General features: G+C 71.8%; 1 protein-coding gene. It reads right to left on the bottom strand.

Translation table 11 applies throughout. The features are described 5' to 3' along the window. Nucleotides 1-2,451, bottom strand: a 2,451-nt coding sequence (locus ACFW6P_RS32030) for an SDR family NAD(P)-dependent oxidoreductase (protein ID WP_386360170.1), incomplete at both ends; no start/stop codon positions are given.

Consider the following 2,451-nt stretch of genomic DNA (forward strand, 5'->3'; position numbering starts at 1 on the left):
AACAACCGCTGCTGCGGATCCATCGCCAACGCCTCACGCGGCGACACCCCGAAGAACTCCGCATCGAAACCACCCACACCGGACAGGAAACCGCCCCTGCCGTACTGCAAGCTTCCGCCGTCGACTTTGTCAGTTCCCGCGTAGCGGTCGTAGACGCTCTCCAGGGCAGCCCAGCCGCGGTCGGTGGGGAAGTCACCGATGCCGTCACGGCCGTCCGCGAGAAGGCCCCACAGATCCTCCGGGGACTCCACACCGCCCGGGAAACGGCAGGCCATGCCCACGATCGCCACCGGCTCGTCCACCGCCACCACCGCCGTCGAGGCGACCGGTGTCACTTCGCCGGAGAGTGCGCCATGGATGCGGGACGCCAGGGCCTGGGGAGTGGGGTGGTCGAAGACGGCCGTCGCCGGGAGAGGCACACCCGACGCGGCGGCGAGCAGGTTGCGCAGCTCCACCGCGATCAGCGAGTCCACGCCCAGATCACGGAACGGCCTGTCCACCGCCACTTGTTCCGGACCCTCGTGCCCCAGTACCAGGGCCGTGAGCTGCTGGACGTGTTCCTCCACGAGACGCTGCCCGGCTTCGCGCGGCATCCCGGCGACGCGTGAGCGCAGGTCGTCACCGGGTCGTTCGGTGGCTCGCGGCTCGGCGGTGACACTCACGGGTGCCACGGGGGTCAGCAGGGCGCTGGGGCGGGCCGCGGTGAATGCGGGGACGAAGTCGGCCCAGTCCGCGTCCACGACCAGTTGGGTGGTGACGCCCGCGTCGAGCGCGACACCGAGTGCGGAAAGCGCGAGCCGGGGGTCGAGTGCCGTGATGGCTCCCTGGCCGCGGCGCCGACTGCCGGACTCCGCCGCCATGCCGTCACCGGCCCACGGGCCCCACGCGATGGAGGTGGCCGGCAGGCCCTCAGCTCTCCGCTGTTCGGCGAGTGCGTCAAGGACGGCGTTGGCTGCGGCGTAGGCGCCCTGACCCGGGCTTCCCAGCGTTCCCGCCAGGGAGGAGAAGAGAACGAACGCCGAGAGGTCGTGGCCCCGTGTCAGCTCGTCGAGCAGGAGCGCTCCCGTGACCTTGGGTCCCCTGACCCGCTCGATGCGCTCGGTGTCGGTCGTCAGCAGCGTGGCGTCGTCAAGAACCCCGGCCGTGTGGAAGACCGCGTCGACACGGTGCTCCGAAAGGAGCGCGGCGAGCTGATCGCGCGCGGAGACGTCGGCGGCGACCAAGGTGACCTCGGCTCCCCTCTGCTCCAGCTCCGTGAGCAGTCGCGTCGCACCCGGTGCCGCTTCACCTCGGCGACTGACGAGGAGCAGGTCACGGGCACCTCGTTCCACGGCCCATCGGGCCACATGGGCGCCCAGGGCTCCGGTACCTCCGGTGATCAGCACCGTTCCGTCAGGTGTCCAGTCCGGGACGTGTCGGCTCGCGGGCGCGGCCGGTGCCAGCCGACGGCCGAAGATGCCGTGGGCCCGGACGGCGACCTGGTCCTCGCCCGGCTGCAGACGCGTCAGCGCGACGGCGAGGCGTGTACACACCCGGTCGTCGATGCCCGTGGGCAGGTCGATCAAACCGCCCCACACGTCAGGGTGTTCCAGGGCCGCGACGCGTCCCAGCCCCCAGACCGCGCTCTGCTCGATGCTGACGACATGATCCGCACCGCCCACGCCCACGGCACCCTGGGTGAGCGTCCACAGTCGTACCCCCGGGGTTGAGGACTCGGCGAGTCCGCGGACGGCGGCGAGGGTGGTCACCACCGGATCGACGTCCGGGACAATCCCGAGCAGGGACAGGATGCCGTCCGGCTTCCGAGGGCCGTCGGAGTCGTCCGTCCCCGCAGCGGCGGGACGCAACGCCTCGACACAGGCGGCAGGGTCGGCGGGGTTCGTCACCTCGGCGAGGTAGGGAGCGATTCCGTGCCTGCGCAGACCGAGGAGGAGTGCGTTCACCGTGGCGCGCGACGTCGCGTCCAGGTCGGTGGGGAGCAGGACCGCCCAGTTCCCGGTGCGGGAGGGCCCGTCCGCGGACGAGGTCTCGTCCTGCCGGGTCAGCGGCCGCCAGGACACCTCGTACCGCAGCGCGTCGAGCGCTGCCCGATCCTGCCGCTGCCGATACCACTTCGAGAGCGCCGGCACCACCGGCACCAGCGCGTCCGCCGAGAGGTCCAGGTCCGCGGCCAGCACCGACAGATCCTCGCGCTCCACGGCAGCCCAGAAGGCGGCATCGACCACCGCGGAGGTGTGCGTCGGGCCGGAAGGGACGCCCGGTGACGGCTCGTCCGGAGCCAGCCAGTAGCGGCGGTGCTGGAACGGATACGTGGGAAGCTCGACCGGCGGTCCCCCGTCACCACCGCGCAGCACCGCCGTCCAGTCGATCTCCGCTCCGTCGACGTGGAGCAGTGCCAGCGCGCGGAGCGCGGACGTGTGTTCCGGGGTGTCCTTGCGGAGGAGCGGGGTG

Source organism: Streptomyces sp. NPDC058741, assembly GCF_042746715.1.
In the GTDB taxonomy this organism is placed as follows: Bacteria; Actinomycetota; Actinomycetes; order Streptomycetales; family Streptomycetaceae; genus Streptomyces.